Origin of the sequence: Mesorhizobium sp. (assembly GCF_005063415.1) — a bacterium.
In the GTDB taxonomy this organism is placed as follows: Bacteria; Pseudomonadota; Alphaproteobacteria; order Rhizobiales; family Rhizobiaceae; genus Mesorhizobium.
In genome coordinates this window covers 1,638-15,100 of record NZ_SUEG01000123.1, presented here as the reverse complement: position 1 = coordinate 15,100, position 13,463 = coordinate 1,638, and the positions used below count along the sequence as shown (strand labels likewise).

Here is a 13,463-nt window from a genome sequence, read left to right as displayed (position 1 = left end):
CATCAACGGCGTGCCCGGCGTCAAATACGCCATTCCGCTGATCGACGGACAGGTGCTGGCGCAAGGCAATGTCGGCGGCGGCACCGGCGCGCTGGTGCGCGGCATACGCGGCGAGGATCTCGGCAAGATCACGATCGTCGCCAACAACATCAAGGAGGGCTCGATCGTCGGCTTCGACACCGGCGAGGGCGTCGCCATCGGCAGCCGCATGGCCGAGAATCTCGGCCTTGTGCTTGGCGATACGATCACGCTGATCTCGCCCGAGGGCGACGTCACGCCGCTCGGCACGACGCCGCGCATGAAAGGCTATCCGGTCACCGCGATCTTCGAAGTCGGCATGTCGGAATATGACAGCTCCATCGTCTACATGCCGTTTTCGGAAGCGCAGCTTTATTTCAACATGGACGGCAGGGCGCAGACGATCGAGATCTACACCGACAATCCCGACAATATCGACGCGCTGAAGCCGAAGGTCGAAGAGGCGGCGCAGCGGCCGATCAGCCTTGTCGACTGGCGGCAACGCAACAAGACGTTCTTCGACGCGCTGCAGGTCGAGCGCAATGTCATGTTCATGATCCTGACGCTGATCGTGCTGGTGGCGGCCCTCAACATCATTTCGGGGCTGATCATGCTGGTCAAGGACAAGGGCCACGACATCGCCATCCTGCGCACCATGGGCGCGACGCGCAGCGCGATCCTGCGCATTTTCCTGATGACGGGCGCTGCGATCGGCGTTGTCGGCACCATCGCCGGCGTGCTGCTCGGCATCCTGATCTGCCTCAATGTCGAGCGCATCCGCCAGTTCTTCTCCTGGCTGGCCAACGAGCGTTTGTTCAATCCCGAGCTTTATTTCCTCAGCCAGCTGCCGGCCCGGATGGATGCCAGCGAGACGATCTCGGTCGTTCTCATGGCGCTGGCGCTATCGTTCCTGGCGACCCTGTTTCCGGCGTGGCGCGCGGCCAGGCTCGATCCGGTCGAAGCGCTGAGGTACGAGTGATGGCCGAGGCCATTATCGAACTGAAGAGCGTCGAACGGCACTATGTGCAGGGGCCGCGCAAGCTGACCATCCTGAACGGCGCCGATTTTTCGCTGAAGCGTGGCGAGATGGTGGCGCTGGTGGCGCCGTCGGGCACCGGCAAGTCGACGCTGCTCCATACGGCCGGGCTGCTGGAGCGGCCGGACGCCGGCGACGTGATCCTGGCGGGGCGCGCCTGCGGCCGGCTTTCCGACGACGAGCGCACGGCGATCCGCCGCAACGATGTCGGCTTCGTCTACCAGTTCCATCACCTGCTGCCTGAGTTTTCTGCGCTGGAAAACATCATGATGCCGCAGCTGATAAAAGGGCTGCCGCGCAAGGAGGCGGCCGAGCGGGCGGCGCAGTTGCTCGACTATATGCAGATCGGCAAGCGGGCGCAGCATCGCCCTTCCGAGCTCTCCGGTGGCGAGCAGCAGCGCGTCGCCATTGCGCGTGCCGTCGCCAATGCGCCGCTGGTGCTTTTGGCCGACGAGCCGACCGGCAATCTCGACCCGGTGACCGCTTCCTATGTGTTCGAGGCACTGGCAGCGCTGGTCCGGCAATCGGGCCTGGCGGCACTCATCGCCACCCACAATCACGAGCTTGCCTCGCGCATGGATCGCCGCGTGACGCTGGCCGACGGCAAGGTCGTGCCGCTTTAGGGTGTGTCGATATTCAGGTGATGCCGGCCTGCGAACTGGCAGAAGCCCTCCCGCTATATTGCGTGCGCGCGTTCGGCCCGAACGGATCGGCAATCTCCCTCTCAACCCTTTCTTAACCCTGCCGAAATTGACCGCGGCGATTTCGGTGATGCCCGGACCGCGGTCGTTGACATTCGAACAAAATTAGAACAAAATACGAACATACTAACAACAGGAGAGAGTTATGACCGATCTTGTTCAGGATGTCGTCTCGCTGGTGTGCATGAGCACGTTCCTCATTTCCATGGCGATCTGGATCGGCGCGATCTGAGGATTGAGCTCAAGGATGGGCTCGACGCTGATGAGCGAGGGCCGCCTTCGCATATTGGTGCAGGCATTGGGCTAGTAGTTTCAGCTGGCCTTGCGGGCGGCTTCGGCGGGCGACACCGCGGCGGGGCCGAACACGTCCTCGAAAGCGGATTTCAGCGCCAGGTCGAGGTCGGCCATGGTCACGGGAAGGCCGAGATCGACAAGACTGGTGACGCCGTGATCCTGGACGCCGCACGGCACGATGCCGCTGAAATGGCTGAGGTCCGGCTCGACATTGATAGCGATGCCGTGAAAGCTCACCCAGCGCCTCAGCCTGATGCCGATGGCGGCGATCTTGTCCTCGGCCGCCGAGCCGTCGGGCAAAGCGGGGCGATCCGGCCGCACCACCCAGACCCCGACTCGGTCCTCGCGGCGTTCGCCACGTACGTTGAAGGCGGCCAGCGTGCCGATGATCCATTGTTCGAGTGCCGCGACGAAAGCGCGGACATCCTCGCGCCGCCGCTTCAGATCGAGCATCACATAGGCGACGCGCTGGCCCGGCCCATGATAGGTGTATTCGCCGCCACGCCCGGCGGCAAAGACCGGGAAACGGTCCGGCTCGATCAGGTCCTCGATGCGGGCGCTGGTGCCGGCGGTGTAGAGCGGCGGGTGCTCGACCAGCCAGACCATCTCACCGGCGGCGCCGCTGCGGATTGCCTCGGCGCGCGCCTCCATCACGGCGAGCGCGTCGGGATAGGCGGTGAGCCCGGGCTCGATGCGCCATTCGACCGGCGCCGAGCCGGGCAAGGGCAGGAACGACGTGGCGATCTGGCTGCGTTCTGTCATGATATCTCGTCTCGCCACTCATATGGCGGCAATCGGTACAAACGTCCAGTTCCGGCACGTTCGGCCCTTGAAGAGTTATGCCGATGTCCGGCCGATTATTGCTGGCCGCGCACTTGTTTCGCCGGAAACGATTTGCTACACGCCGCGGGCCGGTTGGTTCCGGCTCCTACCACGTGCGGTCGTGGCGGAATTGGTAGACGCGCAGCGTTGAGGTCGCTGTGGGGCAACCCGTGGAAGTTCGAGTCTTCTCGACCGCACCAATCAAATTCGAAAGCGGAACCTCTAACCCATTGAGTTCGAGCATGGCAGGGAGCGTCCTTGTCAGGGGCACGAGGCTTTTGCCTGATTGCGGTCGCGAGTTTGGCCCATGCGAAGAGGCCATCGGCGGGCATGGCCATCTACCGACAAGCGCACATAATTATTCGCGCACCAGGCGTCCGGTCGCCCACCAGATCACAGATACAACAATAATCGATGCGTAGCCGTCCACGGCATAGTGCCAGCCAGTGTACACCGATCCGTACAGGATCAGGGCTGCAAAGGTCCAACCCAGAGCGCCAAGCCAGAGATTGATTGAGGAAAGCAAATAGGCGTTCAATGCGGCAAAGGCGACATGCATGCTTGGCATGGCCGAGATGCCGCCCCCAAGACTTGGCCGGCCGCTCTGGTAAGCCATCAGGAGATATGCCGCGGGTTCCCGCACCATGTAACTATGGTCCAGTCTGTCCAAAGCGGCATTCAATCCGTGGAAGCGATCCACGCCAACAAAGTGGTGGTAGTAAACCGGCCCGACCGATGCCAGCGCCAGGGCCAAGACCGTTCCGAGGACGCACAACGTCAGCGCTGCTGCGCAGAGATAGCGGATGCGGGCAATCTCGTCCGACCAGAGCGACACGAAAAGGATGGTGCCGAACCATTGGTAAAACCAAATGACTTCATAGCTGTTGAAGACGACGAGCGACCAATTGTTGCTGTCGAGCTTATGGACGATCGCCCATGGCGGCATCCCGTGCAGCCATTCATCAGCGTCGGCCAACCAGTTGTCGGCATAGTATGGGACGACGGACGGGATGGCGATCTTGTAGGTAGAGAACGCGGTCAAGCTGGCGAAGAAGAACAGCAGCACCAGCAGACAACCGCGCCAGCGCCTTTGAACCAAATCCAGGGCGTAGCGAACTGGTTGCCGCCGGCCGTGGAGTATCGCGGCACAACAGACACCACCGATAAACAACACCGGAATACCAATAAGAAACTTGCGAGAATAGATTAAGGCTGATGTATAGAATAGTTCTGGATATAGTGCAGATGCGCCTAAAACGTATATCGCCATGAACAGGGAGAGGCGCAATTGCCATATTGCGGAGGGCCTGTAGCGAGAGGCTTCCGTGGTTAGGGCCAAACCAATTTACCCGTTCTTAACGTTTCGCCGGAGAGACACATACACCGATAAGGTAAAAACCTTGCCGCCAGGTTTACTTTTCCCCGGTGATCGACATTTGCCTGCCGGCCCGCACGCGGTGGACTGTTTCCCTGAGCAATCTTGCATCCGCTTTGCTGTCCATGCCCCGTGTGAAGGAACGCCCCGGAGCCTCGGGGGCCGAACCGGCCGGGTGTTTAAACACCGGTCCGCCGCTTCCCCAGTTGACCTATCATAAGTGTTAGCTTATCATAAGCCATGGTTTATGATTATGCAGGAATGGTGGCCTTGGCCGATCCGACACGCCGCAAGGTATTCGAGCTCATCGCCGATCGGCCACGTTCGGTCATCGATCTGACGCGAGTGCTTCCAGTCTCGCAGCCGGCGGTATCGCAGCACCTCAAGGTTTTGAAGGAGGCCCGGCTGGTCCGCGCAGAGCCGAAAGGTGCCAGCAACATCTATCATCTCGACCCGCATGGGCTCGGCGAGATGCGCGCCTGGCTCGACCGCATGTGGGGCGATGCGCTCGACGCCTTCAAACGGGAAGTCGACAACAGCAAGGAGAAGAGGAAATGACGACCATGATCAAGCCCGCGCCGGTCAGGAAGTCGGTGACGGTGGAGGTGCCGCTCGACAAGGCATTCGATGTGTTCACGACAGGGTTCGGACGCTGGTGGCCGGCTTCGCACTCGATCGGCAAATCCGCCCTGACGACTGCGGTGATCGAACCCAAAGCCGGCGGCCGCTGGTACGAGATCGGCGAGGATGGGTCACAATGCGATTGGGGCGAGGTTCTCGCCTGGGATCCGCCGTCCAGGCTGACGCTCGCCTGGCGCATTGGAGCCGATTGGCGCTACGATCCGGCATTGCTGACCGAAGTCGAGATCCGCTTTGTCGCACTCGGCGAGAACGCGACGCGTGTTGAACTCGAGCACAGGCTTCTGGAGAACATGGGCGAGACCGCAGAGGCAGCGCGCCAGGCCCTCGAATCCGAGGGTGGCTGGAGCGGGCTCCTGGACCGTTATGCGGCTGAGGCCCAGCGCCCCGCCGCCTGATCGGAAAGCCTTCCAGTCCATACCAGCGAGGCCGTCGCACCCGTCGGCCTCGCCTCATTCCCGGTGCAGCATGTGCGGTTCTGCCCGGCCACTGGGACTAATGTTGTTGGGCGAACGATGCCCCGACCCGACGGCGGGCACACCACACCTAGCGTTGTCGCGGACTACCCGGCGGTTGGTTAGCGGCGGTACCAGAGCTGGATTACCGGTGCTTCTCGACGAAAGCCTTGCAGGCGGGTGACAACTGTTCGATCATGCTCTGAAGGTCGCATTTGCCGATCGGTGTCATTGGGCAAAGCCGTTTGTAGTCAGGCTTGCATTCCTTGCCCTGAAAAGATTTGAAGGCCTTTGCCTCGGCGGTAATCGGGCTCAAAAGTATTCCCGAACAAACCAACGCAAGGCTGGTAAAGAGATACTTCCCCATAAACACCCTCCATTTATTAGCGGTAGTTGTGGAAATACTAAATTAGAATTATCTAATTATCAACCTGAGCAACCGGCAGCTCGCAAGGTCGTCTGATATCCGTCCGTTGCGCACGGAGAGGCCGATTCTCAAGCCAAATCATGCCGCCGCTCCATCTTTGTGTTCGACCAAGATCTTTTCGGAAAACCGGTTTCCACTTTTCAGGATCATGGTCTAGACCTGACAGGCACCTTATCCGGAAATCCGATGGCGGGAGGCGCTGGTGGAAGGCCAGGACGAACAGATGACCGGCGCCAGGGCGGCCGAGGAGCGCCGCGCCGACATCTATGACGAGGACGGCGTCATCCTGTCGTCGTTTCTCGCCCAGATCGGTGCCGCGATCGCCGATCGCGATACGCTGACGCTGAAGCGTGAAGTCGATGATCTGCACCAGTCGGAACTCGGCCACCTGCTCGAGGCCCTGCACCCGGAACAGCGGCGCGCGCTGGTCGACTTGCTGGGCAAGGATTTCGATTTTTCCGCGCTGACCGAGGTCGACGAGGCGATCCGCCGCGACATCGTCGACAATCTGCCCAATGCGCAGATCGCCGAGGCGGTGCAGGAGCTCGATTCCGACGACGCCGTCTACATTCTCGAGGATCTCGACCAGGAGGACCAGGACGAGATCCTGTCGCAATTGCCGTTCACCGAGCGGATCAGGCTGCGGCGCTCGCTTGATTATCCCGAAGAGACCGCCGGCCGCCGCATGCAGACGGAGTTTGTCGCGGTGCCGCCCTTCTGGACGATCGGCCAAACCATCGACTACATGCGCGAGGACAACAATCTTCCCGACCGTTTCAGCCAGATCTTCGTCATCGATCCGAGCTTCAAGCTGCTCGGCGCCATCGACCTCGACCAGATCCTGCGCACCAAGCGCTCGGTCAAGGTGGAAGAGGTCATGCATGAGACCAGGCATGCCATCCCGGCTACCATGGACCAGGAAGAGGCGGCGCGCGAATTCGAGCAATACGATCTTCTGTCCGCTGCCGTCGTCGACGAGAACGAGCGGCTGGTCGGCGTGCTGACTATCGACGACGTCGTCGACGTCATCCAGCAGGAGGCCGAGGAAGATCTGCTGCGCATGGGCGGCGTCGGCGATGAAGAACTCTCGGACAGCATCTTTTCGACCTCGCGCTCGCGCGTGCCGTGGCTGCTGGTCAATCTTTTGACGGCTTTCCTCGCGGCCTCGGTGATCGGCCTGTTCGATCGCACCATCGAGCATATCGTGGCGCTGGCGGTGCTGATGCCGATCGTCGCCGGCATGGGCGGCAATGCCGGCTCGCAGACCATGACCGTCACGGTGCGGGCGCTGGCGACGAGGGACCTCGACATCTACAATGCCGGCCGCATCATCCGCCGCGAAATCGGGGTGGGCTTCATCAACGGCATCATCTTCGCCATCCTGATCGGCCTCGTGGCTGCTGCCTGGTTCCACGATCGCAATCTCGGCGGCATCATTGCGGCTGCGATGATCATCAACATGTTCGTGGCGGCTCTGGCGGGCATCCTTATCCCGCTGCTGCTCGACCGCTTCAAGATCGATCCGGCTGTGGCTTCGGCGGTTTTCGTCACCACGGTCACCGACGTCGTCGGTTTTTTTGCCTTTCTCGGGCTTGCCACATGGTGGTTCGGCGTGCGCTGAACGGCACCTCAATTGACTTTTACGTAAATGCCGTGCGAGGCTTTGGAAGGTGCCTTGTCCGCCGATTCTGGTACGCGCCTGGACGTTGGCGGCGCCGGCCAGTTGGAACTCGCGGCGTGGCCGGGGCATTGGAGTGACGATGCGGGAATATTATTCGATCACGGAGCTGACCCGCGAATTCGACGTGTCGACGCGGACGTTGCGCTTCTACGAGGACGAAGGGCTGGTGCAGCCGGTAAGGCGCGGCCGCACCCGGCTGTTCCGCCCGTCGGACCGGCATCTCATCCGCCAGATCATGCGCGGCAAGAGGCTCGGCTTCTCGATCAACGAGATCCGCGAAATCATCCAGATGTACCGGGAGCCGCCCGGCGAGGTCGGCCAACTCAAATTGATGATCAAGCGCATCGAGGAAAAGCGCGAGGATCTGCGCCAGAAACGCCGCGACCTTGAGGAGACCCTAGCCGAACTCGACCAGGCTGAGGAATCCTGCGTCGAGCGGCTGGTGGAACTCGGCGTCACCACATAAGCGCGGTGTCAGCCTCGGCTCAAATCCAGCGCCGGACCCTTTTGGCGTAGTCTCGGTACTTCTTGCCGAATTTGGCCGTCAGCACCTTCTCCTCGCTCTCGATCGTCAGCTTCTGCGTCAGGAACGCCGCGATGACCGCCAGCGGCAGGAACCAGGCGATCCCAGAGACAAAGGCGAGGCTGACCAGCAGCAATGTGTTGGCGAGGTAGATCGGGTTACGGCTGACGGCGAAGGAACCTGTGGTCACCAGATGGTCCGGCACGCCGTTCGGATTGAGCGTCGTCTTGGCGCGGATCATGGTGCGGATTGCCGTGAACCAGAGCGCGGCGACCGCCACCAACCCCACAAGGCCGGCGGCGAACAGGATGTCGCCGAGAAGATCGCCGATCCACGGCAGCGGATAGAACAGCCCTAGCGCGACGCTGACGATGATGGCGGCGATATAGATCAGCGGCGGCCATGGGATGTGCCCCAGCTTCGGCTGCCCAGGATTTTGCTGCACGGGTTTCGGGTGAGTGTCGCTCATTGTTGTCCTCCCTCGATTAGCGCGTTCCCGGTTCCGCCGCCTCGGTTTGGGCGGTACAGATGCCGGCGAGCTCGCCAATATGCGCCTTCCACTCCGGGGACTGGTCGTTGCTGTAGAGCCGCTCAAGCGAGGCTTCGCCCTGGAGAGTGTCCAGCATGCAGGCACAATAGCTGGAGCAGAACTCGGTGTCGCGCGCCTGCTCGCAGGATATCTGGCAGGATTTCAGAAAACTCACCTCCCTGCTTTCAACCTGCGCCGGCATGAATTGCGAAAACAGCCAGACCGAGCCGATCAGCACCGGCTGATGGATCAGATAGAAGGCAAGGCTGTGCCGGCCGATGAAGACCAGCGGATTTGCCCAGCGGTCGGGCGTCAGGGCCGACAGCCGCGTCAGCACGCCGGAGGTGGAGGCGAGCTTGGTAACCGCGATGCCGGCAAGCACGGCACCGAACCACGGCAGCAGCGGAACGTAGTCATTGGAGCGCGGATTGGTCGCCGACAGGCCGACCCACCACAAAGCCGGCTGATCGAAAGTTTCGGATCGCAGGTAGAAGGGCGCAGCGACAACGAATACGGCGACAAGCAGCGTCAGCAGCGCCGGCAGGCGCAGGAACGCCAGGCCGAGCAGGCTGGCGAGCGCGATTTCGTGCAATATGCCGAAGAAGATGAAGCCGTCGGGCGTGGCGATGCGGGTGACCAGCGATATTGCGAGTGCTGCCCCGCCAACCATGGCGAAGCGCTTCCAGAAGCCGGTCCAGCGGATTTTTTTGCCATGGGCGAGATAGAGGCTGACGCCGACCAGGAACAGGAAGCTCGAGGCGATGCAGCGCGCGTAGATTTTCCACCAGCCGAAAGCGGTGAGGCCGGGATCGGTGTAGCCGAAGAATTCGAGGTCCCAGGTGAAATGATAGCTCGCCATGGCAAGCAGAGCGATGCCGCGTGCGATGTCGATGGCGGCGATGCGCTTCGACTTCGATTGATCATGAACGGCTGCGGTCGGCGTGTCGATGCTCATGGTCTCGCTGTCTTGGTTCAGCCCCGGCAAGACGACTATCACGGTTGCCACCGTCAAAAGAAGCGGGCCTTTGCGTCGCGTTGGCGCCGGTCAGCATCGGATCTCGCTTTAGGCCAGAGCCGGAAAGCCTTTGGCCGGCTTCGCTTTTTGCCGTGAAGGCGTCGGTTTCCTGTTACCCGGCAAGGCAGCGCCGCGGCAGATTTGTGCTCCAAACCCTGCTTCGGGCGATTCGGCTTCGGGGGAAGCAATGGCTACCCATGTGCGCCATCCGACTGGCTTCCGGCCTTGCGGCCGGCGGATGCCCGCACTTTCGCCTCGCTTTATGCGGTCGAATCCTTCGCGCGCGCCACCGTGTCCAGCGTCATCCCGATCCAGGCCTACGAGATCCTGCACAACGAGCAGATCGTTTCGATCCTCTACACGATCGTGGCGATGCTCGGCCTATCGGCGACGCTGTTCATGCCGATGCTGATCGCCCGCTTTGCCCGGCGCTGGGTCTATACCGCCGGCGCCTGCCTGCTGGCCGCCGGTTCGCTGTTCTTCGTCACCCATACGCTGGCCGGCCAGGTGGTCGGCATGCTCTGCCGCGTCGTCGGCGCCGGCGCGCTGGCGATCACGCTTAATCTCTACATCATGGACCATATCCGCAAGACCGATTTCATGCAGGCCGAGTCGCTGCGCATGGCGTGGTCGATGCTTGCCTGGACCGCCGGGCCGACGCTCGGCATTTTCCTCTACACGCGTTTCGGCATCTATGCCGCGCATGGCGCGGTGGCCGTCTTCGCCATGGCCCTGCTGGCGCTGTTCTGGACTTACCGGCTTGGCGACAATCCGTCGATCCGCCCCGGCAAGACGCGGCCGGTCAATCCGCTGGCCAATATCGGCCGCTTCGTCTCGCAGCCAAGGCTGAGGCTCGCCTGGCTGATCGCCTTCGGCCGCTCCTGCTTCTGGACGACGTTCTTCGTCTATGGGCCGTTGTTCATGGTGATCACCGGCGAGGGCAAGCTGGCCGGCGGCCTCTTGGTTTCGGCCGGCAATGCGCTTTTGTTCATGGCCATCTTCTGGGGCAGGGCGGGACGGCGTTTCGGCGGCCGGCGCACCATGACGTTCGCCTATTTCGCCATGTCGGCGACGCTGCTGGCGGCCGGCGCCGTCGGCGAGGCCGCACCGCTCGTCACCGGCGCGTTGCTGCTTTGCGGCGCGTTTTTCACTATCGCGCTCGATGCTCTGGGCTCGACCGCCTTCATGCGCTCGGTGCGCTCGTATGAGCGGGCGCAGATGGCGGCGGTCTACCGCACCTATCTCGACTTTTCCGAGCTGACGCCGCCGCTGGTCTATTCGGTGGTGCTGGCGTTCTTCGGCCTGGGCGCGGTTTTCGCGACGCTCGGCCTGCTGGCGGCAGTCTGCGGCTTCGTCACCTGGCGCTATCTGCCCAAATCGCTTTGATGTTCAAGTGCGGCATGCCGCTCGCGCACCCAGTTGTGGAAGCGGTGCAAGTCATATTCCTCCGGCATCAGCACGCCGGCCTTGTGGCGCATCGAGCGCAGGCCCATCTGGTTGACCTCGCAGATATCAGCATCCTCCTCCAGCACCTGGGTACCGAAGGCGATGATGTTGTCGATATCCGCCCCCGGATCGGCGAGCGCTTCGGGCGAAAAAAGCCATTCGGCGGTGAGTTCGGTCTGCTCCGGCCCAAGCGGCACCAGCCGCACGGTCCTGACATAGTCGACATGGCCGACGACGAACATCGACGGCAGGCTGGTGGCGTAGGTCTGCCCGGCGGTACGTTCGGCCGGCGTCAGGCCGGAAAAGACCGAGCCGTGGACGCGTCCGTCGCGCGACCAGGTTTCGGCCCCGGCCCGCAAGCCGCCGGCAAATTCCGGCGCGTCATTGTCGGCGTGGCGCGCCCATTCGGGGTCGTCGTGGCGGCCCATCAGGCCGCGGCCATAGATCGGCACCAGCCGCGACAGGTCCTTGTGGACGCCGGGGCAGTGCAGGCACTCGTTGAAGTTTTCCCAAAAGATCTTCCAGTTGCAGTTCATCACCTTGCGCAGCACATGGCCGCTCAGCAGCGTTTCCAGCGGCCAGTTGGCGAGGTCGCCGGATGCCGGATCGAAGGATGTTTCAGCCGAGCCGGCAACATCCTCGGCGAGGTTGACGAAGACGAAACCGCGCCACACCGAGAGCGCGACGCGGTAGAGCGGATGATCGGCCTTGTCGAAACCGTCCGGCAACGATTTCGACGGCACGCGCACCAGATCCCCGCGCAGCGAATAGGACCAGGCGTGGTAGGGGCAGGTGATGAGCCGCGCCTTCAGCCGTCCTTCGCTCTGCTGGCAAAGCTGCGAGCCGCGATGCCGGCAGGTGTTGTGGAAGGCGCGCAATTCGCCGGTCTCGTCGCGCAGCACGACGATCTCCTGCGTGCCTATGCGGAACGTCCTGAAAGCCAGCGGCTGGGCAAGGTCGGCCTCGCGGCAGACCAGCTGCCAGTTGCGATACCAGATGGCCTCGAGATCGCGCTGGTAGGCTGCGATATCCCAATAGGCTGATGACGGCAGCGTCGGCTCGGCCCGCGTCAGGCCGTTGTAGGGACCGCGCTCATTCGGGCTGGGTTGCATGCCGGCTTCCTCCCCATCCGCCAGCCGACACCCGGCTGCGAAAATTGTCAATCGCGGCGCCGGCCGGGCAGCTTGGCGAGGCGGCGCATTCGCCACACGATCCGGCGGAATTTGGTTTGCCGGGCGCGGCGATTCTGCCTATAGTCACCGATGTCGTCGGTTCCATTAGGGACCAAGAGGGAATGCGGTGCGGGCGAATTGCTTGCCCAATGCCGTGGCTGCCCCCGCAACTGTGTGCGGTAGTCCTCTCCATATGCCACTGAAGGTTCGCCTTCGGGAAGGTGGGGAAGGGCGCTGATCCGCGAGCCAGGAGACCTGCCGGCGACAGGAAACTGACTTCTATGCCCTCGGGTGGAGGGCGAAAGGACAAGACATGAATACCGCTTCCGTCTCGCTCGGCGCTTCCGCTTCCTCGCAGTCGCGTTTCATGCAGCTGGCGCTTGCTGCATTCCTCGGCATTTTCGTCATGGGCTTTGTCGGCTTCTCGCATATCGATGCCGTCCACAATGCCGCCCACGACTATCGCCATTCGATGGGCTTTCCCTGCCACTGACAAGGGCCTGACATCATGACACTGTTTCGCAACGTCGTGTTCATCGCGGCGATCGCAGGGCTTGTGGCCGGCGTCGTTCTTGCTTGTATGCAGGCCTATGCCACGGTGCCGCTCATCCTGAAGGCGGAAGTCTACGAACAGGCCGGCGGCGGCCATGACCATGCCGCGGCACCGGCCGCCACGGGCACGATGGCTATGAGCAGCGCCGCTCCGGCACCGGCTGAAGCAATGGCTCCGGCTGAGGACGAAGGCTGGGCGCCGGCCGACGGTTTCGAGCGTTTCGGCTTCAGCGTCGTTGCCAATATCGTCACCGGCATCGGCTTTGCGCTGGTCCTGGTTGCGGTTTCGGAATTCGCCGGCGGCATCGGCAATTGGCGCCAGGGCCTGTTCTGGGGGCTGGCCGGCTTTGCCGCGTTCACGCTGGCGCCGGGCCTCGGCCTGCCGCCGGAACTGCCCGCGATGCCGGCGGCCGACCTTGTCCAACGTCAGATCTGGTGGTGGGCAACAGTGGTGGCGACAGCGGCCGGTCTCGGCCTTATCGCCTTCCGCAGATCGCTGCCGCTGGCGGTCCTTGCGGTGGCGTTGATCGCAGCGCCGCATATCGTCGGCGCGCCGCAGCCCGATAGCTTCGAAACGGCGATCCCGGAAGGCCTGCACCACCAGTTCGTGGTGGCGGTGACGCTCACCAATCTGGTGTTCTGGTTGGTGCTCGGCGCGGTCGTCGGCGTGGTGCGCGGCCGCTTCACCGGCACGGCGACCAGCCTGCGCGACAGCTTTGCCTGACCTCGCTGGCGGGGCACTGACCCTTATCATCGGCGGTGCGCGCTCTTGCCGGAG

Annotated in this window: 15 protein-coding genes, 1 tRNA gene and 1 riboswitch; of the genes, 10 read left to right on the top strand and 6 right to left on the bottom strand. The window is 62.7% G+C overall.

What is annotated here, in order from left to right; translation table 11 throughout:
* Together E5W70_RS24790 and E5W70_RS24785 are read left to right on the top strand one after the other, a co-directional pair.
* A partial coding sequence (locus tag E5W70_RS24790) for a lipoprotein-releasing ABC transporter permease subunit (RefSeq protein ID WP_292663429.1) occupies positions 1-997 on the top strand: 997 nt, incomplete at its 5' end.
* Positions 994-1,677, top strand: a complete 684-nt coding sequence (locus E5W70_RS24785; protein WP_254818120.1) for an ABC transporter ATP-binding protein — start codon at positions 994-996, stop codon at positions 1,675-1,677. The genes E5W70_RS24790 and E5W70_RS24785, both read left to right, overlap by 4 nt.
* A 390-nt stretch (positions 1,678-2,067) precedes the next feature.
* Here the strand turns inward: E5W70_RS24785 and lipB are convergent, their stop codons facing one another.
* Positions 2,068-2,811 (bottom strand): lipoyl(octanoyl) transferase LipB, encoded by a 744-nt coding sequence (gene lipB, locus E5W70_RS24780; RefSeq protein WP_292663425.1) that lies wholly within the window; start codon positions 2,809-2,811, stop codon positions 2,068-2,070.
* 175 nt (positions 2,812-2,986) lie between these two features.
* On the opposite strand from lipB, the gene E5W70_RS24775 reads away from it, so the two are divergent.
* Positions 2,987-3,071 (top strand) — tRNA-Leu (locus tag E5W70_RS24775).
* 158 nt (positions 3,072-3,229) lie between these two features.
* On the opposite strand, the gene E5W70_RS24770 is transcribed toward E5W70_RS24775, so the two are convergent.
* Positions 3,230-4,159: a phosphatase PAP2 family protein gene (locus tag E5W70_RS24770; protein ID WP_292663423.1), complete on the bottom strand. Its 930-nt coding sequence runs from the start codon at positions 4,157-4,159 to the stop codon at positions 3,230-3,232.
* Positions 4,160-4,486: 327 nt separating this feature from the next.
* Between E5W70_RS24770 and E5W70_RS24765 the strand changes: the two genes are divergently transcribed.
* The gene (locus E5W70_RS24765; RefSeq protein ID WP_023720727.1) at positions 4,487-4,804 is read left to right on the top strand and encodes a metalloregulator ArsR/SmtB family transcription factor; all 318 of its coding nucleotides are present in this window, start codon (positions 4,487-4,489) and stop codon (positions 4,802-4,804) included.
* Positions 4,801-5,283: an SRPBCC family protein gene (locus tag E5W70_RS24760; RefSeq protein ID WP_292663419.1), complete on the top strand. Its 483-nt coding sequence runs from the start codon at positions 4,801-4,803 to the stop codon at positions 5,281-5,283. The genes E5W70_RS24765 and E5W70_RS24760 overlap by 4 nt, the downstream gene beginning before the upstream one ends.
* 202 nt (positions 5,284-5,485) lie before the next feature.
* Here the strand turns inward: E5W70_RS24760 and E5W70_RS24755 are convergent, their stop codons facing one another.
* Entirely contained in the window at positions 5,486-5,707 is a 222-nt protein-coding gene (locus E5W70_RS24755; RefSeq protein WP_292663417.1) for a hypothetical protein, read from the bottom strand.
* A 262-nt stretch (positions 5,708-5,969) separates the two neighbouring features.
* Here E5W70_RS24755 and mgtE point away from each other — a divergent pair, with 262 nt between their 5' ends.
* Together mgtE and E5W70_RS24745 are read left to right on the top strand one after the other, a co-directional pair.
* On the top strand, positions 5,970-7,388 hold the full coding sequence (gene mgtE, locus E5W70_RS24750) for a magnesium transporter (protein ID WP_292663415.1): 1,419 nt from the start codon (positions 5,970-5,972) through the stop codon (positions 7,386-7,388).
* Between the two features lie 139 nt (positions 7,389-7,527).
* Positions 7,528-7,914 carry a MerR family DNA-binding transcriptional regulator gene (locus tag E5W70_RS24745; RefSeq protein WP_023676566.1) on the top strand — a complete coding sequence of 129 codons (387 nt, stop codon included), beginning with the start codon at positions 7,528-7,530 and terminating at the stop codon, positions 7,912-7,914.
* A gap of 19 nt (positions 7,915-7,933) precedes the next feature.
* On the opposite strand, the gene E5W70_RS24740 is transcribed toward E5W70_RS24745, so the two are convergent.
* Together E5W70_RS24740 and E5W70_RS24735 are read right to left on the bottom strand one after the other, a co-directional pair.
* Positions 7,934-8,440: an isoprenylcysteine carboxylmethyltransferase family protein gene (locus E5W70_RS24740; protein ID WP_292663412.1), complete on the bottom strand. Its 507-nt coding sequence runs from the start codon at positions 8,438-8,440 to the stop codon at positions 7,934-7,936.
* Positions 8,441-8,456: 16 nt separating this feature from the next.
* Entirely contained in the window at positions 8,457-9,455 is a 999-nt protein-coding gene (locus E5W70_RS24735; RefSeq protein WP_292663410.1) for a heparan-alpha-glucosaminide N-acetyltransferase, read from the bottom strand.
* Between the two features lie 285 nt (positions 9,456-9,740).
* Between E5W70_RS24735 and E5W70_RS24730 the strand changes: the two genes are divergently transcribed.
* The gene (locus E5W70_RS24730) at positions 9,741-10,901 is read left to right on the top strand and encodes an MFS transporter (RefSeq protein ID WP_292663408.1); all 1,161 of its coding nucleotides are present in this window, start codon (positions 9,741-9,743) and stop codon (positions 10,899-10,901) included.
* Here E5W70_RS24730 and E5W70_RS24725 read toward each other — a convergent pair.
* On the bottom strand, positions 10,880-12,073 hold the full coding sequence (locus tag E5W70_RS24725) for an aromatic ring-hydroxylating dioxygenase subunit alpha (RefSeq protein ID WP_292663406.1): 1,194 nt from the start codon (positions 12,071-12,073) through the stop codon (positions 10,880-10,882). The genes E5W70_RS24730 and E5W70_RS24725 overlap by 22 nt on opposite strands.
* A gap of 140 nt (positions 12,074-12,213) precedes the next feature.
* Positions 12,214-12,411: riboswitch (cobalamin riboswitch) on the top strand.
* A 35-nt stretch (positions 12,412-12,446) separates the two neighbouring features.
* Between E5W70_RS24725 and E5W70_RS24720 the strand changes: the two genes are divergently transcribed.
* Positions 12,447-12,626, top strand: coding sequence for a CbtB domain-containing protein (locus tag E5W70_RS24720; RefSeq protein ID WP_292663404.1), 180 nt, complete (start codon positions 12,447-12,449; stop codon positions 12,624-12,626).
* A gap of 15 nt (positions 12,627-12,641) precedes the next feature.
* Entirely contained in the window at positions 12,642-13,409 is a 768-nt protein-coding gene (locus tag E5W70_RS24715; protein ID WP_292663402.1) for a CbtA family protein, read from the top strand.
* The last annotated feature ends 54 nt before the right edge of the window (positions 13,410-13,463 follow it).